The organism is Actinocorallia lasiicapitis (assembly GCF_054778695.1).
The window spans coordinates 1-5,751 of sequence record NZ_BAAGZI010000376.1; the positions used below are offsets into that span (position 1 = coordinate 1).

5 protein-coding genes are annotated in these 5,751 nt (G+C 71.2%); all 5 read right to left on the bottom strand.

What is annotated here, in order from left to right; translation table 11 throughout:
* On the bottom strand, positions 1–1,140 hold a 1,140-nt coding region (locus ACYVE7_RS27980), incomplete at its 3' end, for a family 4 glycosyl hydrolase (protein WP_460368732.1).
* A complete protein-coding gene (locus tag ACYVE7_RS27985) occupies positions 1,137–2,162 on the bottom strand; it encodes a carbohydrate kinase family protein (RefSeq protein WP_460368733.1) in 1,026 nt (341 codons plus the stop codon). The genes ACYVE7_RS27985 and ACYVE7_RS27980, both read right to left, overlap by 4 nt.
* Positions 2,163–2,207: 45 nt before the next feature.
* On the bottom strand, positions 2,208–3,386 hold the full coding sequence (locus ACYVE7_RS27990; protein WP_460368735.1) for an amino acid deaminase/aldolase: 1,179 nt from the start codon (positions 3,384–3,386) through the stop codon (positions 2,208–2,210).
* Positions 3,387–3,426: 40 nt separating this feature from the next.
* A complete protein-coding gene (locus tag ACYVE7_RS27995; RefSeq protein WP_460368736.1) occupies positions 3,427–4,281 on the bottom strand; it encodes a CE1 family esterase in 855 nt (284 codons plus the stop codon).
* A 44-nt stretch (positions 4,282–4,325) separates the two neighbouring features.
* The coding region (locus ACYVE7_RS28000) for a glycosyltransferase family 39 protein (protein ID WP_460368738.1) at positions 4,326–5,751 on the bottom strand (1,426 nt) is incomplete at its 5' end.

Consider the following 5,751-nt stretch of genomic DNA (forward strand, 5'->3'; position numbering starts at 1 on the left):
GCCGAGGGTGGCGGCGCGGCTCGCGAGCCGTTCGTAGGCCGCGACGGACTGGGTCAGCCCGCGCGTCGGCGGCGGGATGTCGGGCATCGGCAGGACGGCGGGCCCGTCCGCGCCGACCAGGCAGGGGATCTCGACGATGGCGTCGGCGGGCAGCGAGGGGATCGCGCCGCCGGTGTTGGGCACGTTGAGGATGAGCCGCCGGTTCTCGTTCCCCGCGATGGCGCAGATGGTGTCGATGGCGAACTCGCCGTGTTCGCCGCCGCCTCGCTCCCGGCTCGGATCTGGGTCCGGTTTGTAGGACTCTGTCGTGATCTGTTCCATGAAGGCGGGTAGCGTGGCGAGGATGTCCTGGGCGCGCGTGGTGCCCTTGGCCCGCAGCTCGCCGACGACCTCGTCGTGGAAGAAGTAGTACTTGGCGTAGCTGTTGGGCAGATAGCCGAGCACCTTGCCGAGCTCCGCCATCCGGGACGGGTCGCGCCAGGGGGTCGCCCCGCCGTCGGGCGGCTCCAGCGCGTCCAGCAAGGCGGGCAGGTCGAGCTCCCGCCCGTCGTGCCGCACCCGTGACGCCCAGGTGAAGTGGTTCGTCCCGATCCAGTCGGCTTCGAGCCCCTGGAGGCCGAGCAGTTCCTCCCACATTTCGGTGTCCCCGACGGACTGGTCGCAGAGCCCGATCATCCGTCGGCCGGGGAACCGCTGGTGGACGGCGTCGGTGACGATGCTGGTCGGGTTGGTGTAGTTGATGATCCAGGCGTCGTCGGGCGCCAGTTCGGCGATCTCCAGCAGGACGGGCACGGAACGGCAGGCCATGAGGAAGCCGCCAGGCCCCGCCGTCTCCTGGCCGACCATCCCGTGGGCGAGCGGGATCGCCTCGTCGAGGTGGCGGGCCCGCATCCCGCCGGGCCGGAAGGTCGTGAACACGAAGTCGGCCCCGTCGAGCGCGCCCCGCAGCGTGGCGTGCTCGGTGACGGCGCACAGCCCTTTGAGCATCCCGCGGGCCAGCCGCGCCATGGTCTGCTGGGCGGGCTGGTCGGGGTCGTAGCAGGCCAGTTCGGCGCCGCGCAGCTCGGTGGCCCGGTGCAGCACGCCCCGGATGATCCCGGGCATGTAGCCGCTGCCCGCGCCGACGATCGCGATCTTCACAGGCCCATGCTACGCAAGGTGGGCTGGGCCCTGGCGACGGTCTCGGGCCCGCTGTCGATCTCCGTCTCGGGGATGTAGGGCACGACGAAGGAGTAGGTGTCGAGGACGTCGGCGGGGACCTCCCCCGACTCCCCGAACGCCGCGATCTCGGCCCAGCAGGGCGCGCCGAGCGAGCCGCTGTAGTGCCGCACCGACAGCCCCGCGCACAGGTTCGCGAACTGGAGCCGCTGCTCCAGCTCCCATCCGGCGAGGGTGCCGAAGACGAACGCGGCGGCGAACACATCGCCGGCTCCGGTCGGATCGAGGGCCTCGACGGGCAGCGCGGGAGCACCGGCACGCTCCTCCCCGGACGCGGCGAGCGCCCCGTCGGCCCCGCACTTCACCACCACGGTAGGGACGAGCACCGACAGTTTCTCGAGCGCCTCGGCCGCCGACCCCGTCCGGGTGTAGGCCATCGCCTCGACGGCGTTGGGCAGGAACACGTCGACGTCGCGGAGCCGGTCGAGGACGTCGGCCGACCAGGTCTCGGTGGGGTCCCAGCCGAGGTCGGCGAAGACCAGCCCGCCGGCGGCGCGGAGTTTGCGTGCCCATTCCGGGACGGGCTGGGCGATGTCGACGATGCAGGTCCTGGCGCACGGCGGCGCTTCCAGCTCGGCGTCGGCCAGCGGCTTCACATAGGTGACCATGCTCCGGTCGGCGTCATAGGCCAGGGAGACCGTCACCGGCGACGACCAGCCGGGGATCCGCCGCGACCAGGCCAGATCGACCCCTTCCTGCTCGGCGAGGGTCCGCCACAGGTAGGAGCCGAACAGGTCGTCGCCGAACGGCGCGGCCAGCCCGACCCGCAGCCCGAGCCGGCTCATCGCGACGGCCATGTTGGCGACCCCGCCGGGCGCCGAGCCCAGCCCGTCGGTGATCAGCTCGCTGCCGGGCGGGGGCAGCCCCGGCAGCCCGGTGAAGATCATGTCCATGAACACCTGCCCGGACAGGAAGACGTCCAGCCCGTCGGGGTGCAGGGGCATGCGTGCGCAGTCGAGGGCCACCGGAGCCAAAGCGGCACCTCCGGATTAAAGGAAGGTCTGCCCCTCGCCCCGGTAGGTGGGGACGGTGGAGCTGATGGTCGTGTTCTCGATCAAATGTACGGCCTCGAAGCGCTCGCACAGTTCACCGGCCTTGGTGTGCCGGAACCAGACCCGGTCGCCGATCTCCAGGGCGTCGGCGCCGGGGCCGATCAGCGGCGACTGGACCTCACCGGCTCCCTCGAGCCCGGTGAACTTGAGCCCGGCGGGCAGATACGGCTGGGGGAGGCGCAGCGCGTCGGCAGGACCGGACGCCAGATAGCCGCCGCCGAGGCAGGTCGCGACCCCGGGCCCCGGCCGCCGGACGACGTGCAGCGCGAACAGCGCGGCGGGCCGTCCGGTGAAGGCGCGGTAGTGGTCGAACAGATGGGGGAGCAGCAGCCCCGACCCGGCCGCGACCTCGGTGACGGCCTTCTCCGCGACGGTCCACTCGATGGATCCGGTGCCGCCGCCGTTGACGAACTCCAGCTCGGCGACCTCCCCGACGGCCTTGACGATCTCCCCGCGACGTCGCGCCAGCTCGACCCGCGACCGGGCCTGGAGCGCCTGGATCGCCCGCCCCTTGAGCGGGTGGCCCGCGGGCCTGTCGCCGACCCCGGCGATCTGCGACTCATAGGCCATCAGCCCGACCAGCCGCAGATGCGGCCGCTTGACGATCTCCTCGGCGAGCCGTGCGGCCTGGGCGGGGGTCTCGACGGGCGAGCGGCGCGCCCCGACCTTGACCTTCCCGCCGAACAGCGGGTAGGCGGCGTCGAGGTCGACGCAGACCCGGATCGGGTGCCCGCCGGACGGCAGCAGCTCCAGATGCTCGACGCAGTCGACCATTACGGTGATCACCCGCGCGGTCTCCTCGTCGGCGGCGAGCCGCTGCAGCGCGCCCCGGTCGACCGTCGGATAGGCGACGAGGATGTCGTCGCTGATCCGGTGGGAGTGGAGCCAGAGCGCCTCGGGCAGGGTGAACGCCATGACCCCGGCGTAGCCGTCCATGGCCAGGACCTCTTCCAGCAGCGACCGCACCCGGACGGACTTGCTGGCCACCCTGATCGGCTTGCCGTTGGCGCGCCGCACCAGATCGGCGGCGTTCGACCGGAAGGCCTCCAGATCGACGATCGCGAACGGGGGGTCGAGCTCCGCGGTCGCGGAGTCGTAGCGCGCCTTGAGGTCCATGACGTCACACTGCCACAGATCAGTAAAACATGAAAAGTCTTCACGTCAGATTGCGGAAGAAATCCCACAGCTCACGCGCCATCCCCTGCGGCCACTCATGGGTTCCGCCGCGCCGGACGCACACCCGAACCGTAACCGACCCCTCGCTCTGCTCGCAGTCGCCGTCCCGTTTCAGCGCGCCGAGACGATCTTTCTTCAGCCAGAAGTCGACCGAGGTGCGGAAGGGCGGGAAGGGGCGGGCGTCGTCGACGTCGCGGCGGCTGCCGCCCGCGTAGGGGACCGACCGGTCGGCCGTCCCATGGACGATCATCGCGGAGACCGGCCGTGACGGCGCGCAGTCGATGATCAGCGCCGCGGACACCACGCCGATCGCCCGCACCCGTCCGGGGCCCTCGCAGGCCAGCCGGTAGGCCATCCCGCCGCCGTTGGAGAACCCCGTCACATAGATCCGTTCGGGGTCGGCGACGCCCTGGTCGACCAGCCGCTCGATCATCTTCTTGAGGAACCCGACGTCGTCGAGGTTCCCGATCTTCGCGGGCCCGCAGCAGCCGCCCGCGTTCCAGCTGAACGCGAACCCGTCCGGATAGGCGACCACGAACTTGGCGTCGTCGGCGACGTCGTCGAACCCGCTCTGCTTCTGGAACTGCTGGGCGCTGCTGGCCCCGCCGTGCAACGCCACCACCAGCGGCGCGGCCCGCTTCGCCCCGGCGGGCACCCGCAGCAGGTACTCGCGGTGCCCGAAGGTCCCCACGTCGATTTTGACCCGGTGGGTCCCGGCCGCCACGGGCGGTTTCGCGCTCTTGCTCGGCGCGCTCTTGTCGGGCGTCGGCTCCTCGGTGTCCTGGCAGGCCGCCAGCGTCACCAGCAGCACCAGGGCCGCGGCTAGTCGTCGCATCCCCCGAACCTAACCGGCTGGTAACCAGCCAAACCAGCACACCCCTACGGCAGGCGGGTCAACAGGGTCAGCCGGCCGCCCGGATAGTTCCATTCACCTGCGACGGTGCTCGGCCCATGCGTCCTGACCACCCGCAGTCGAGCCTCCGCCCAGCGCGGCAACCCCCACGGCTCCGCGTCCTGAATCACCCACACGCGCCGCATCCCGCGCAGCCGCAGCCGCAACTCCGCCAGGTCGACGTCCACACCGACCAGATCCCCGGCCTCGACAGGCGAGACGAGCTGCATCAGATCCGCAAGCCCCGCATACCCCTCGGCGTAGGCGGCCGCCCGCCACCGCATCTGCGGCTTGACGAACACGATCCCGTCCCCGGCCCTCCCCAGTTCCCCGAGAATCCGCGCGGGCGTCCGCAGATCGTCGTTCCGCTCGTCCGCCTCCCTGATCCGCACCTGCCCGGGCACCGCCACCAGAACCATCCCCGCCACGACCCCGGCGACCACCCTCACCCGCCCGAGCCGCGCCAGCCCACTCCCCACCAGCAACGCCACCGCAGGCAGACAGAACACCAGATACCTCTCCCGGTAGACCGGCGTCCCCACCATCGAAACCCCCACCAGCACCAACCCCGGCACCGCCGCCCACACCCCCGCCACCCCCCGAACTCCCAACCCCCCACGGTTTTCGCGGGCGGGCATGTGTTCGCGGCCTTTGGGGCTGAGGACGGCGAGCAGGATCAGCGGGGCGAAGAGGGCGAGCGGGACAGGGCCGCCGGCCAGAAAGAGGGCGGCGTCCGGCAGGTCGCCGAGCCGGGCCGGGGGGATCCGGGAGATCTGCTCGCGCTGGCCGGAGACCGCCAGGATGAAAGGGACCAATGCCGCAAGCGCAGTCCCGGCGGCCAGCCACCACGCCGACACCGTCCGCGCGGTGGGCCGCGCGATCAGCAACGTGATCGCGTGCGCGACGACGAGCAGCAGCGCGAAGACGTTCAACAGCCCGACCACCAGAACAAGCGCCCCGTACAAGACGACCCAACGCCGCCCGTCATCGGCGACGATCCGCAGAAACGCATAGGTGGCGAGCACCGCGACGGCCGTCACCAGGGCATAAGGCCGAGCTTCCTGCGCATATCGCGAAACAGGCACACTCGCCACATAGACGAACCCGGCGAGCACCCCCACGGCCTCACCACCACACCGCCGCCCGACCACCACCACCCCGGCCGCGGCCACCCCGGTCGCGAGCACGGACGGCACCCGCAACGAGATCTCACTCACCCCGAACCAGCCGCCCCACACCTTCATCAGCAGGTAATACAGCCCATGCACCAGATCAAGATGCTCACTGACAGCCCACCACAGCTCGGAATACCCCCGCCGAACCATGCTGACCGTAGCGGCCTCATCCAGCCAGAACGAAACCCTCCCAACCCCCGCCCCACCAACCCCAACCGCCACTCCCCCCACCACCGCC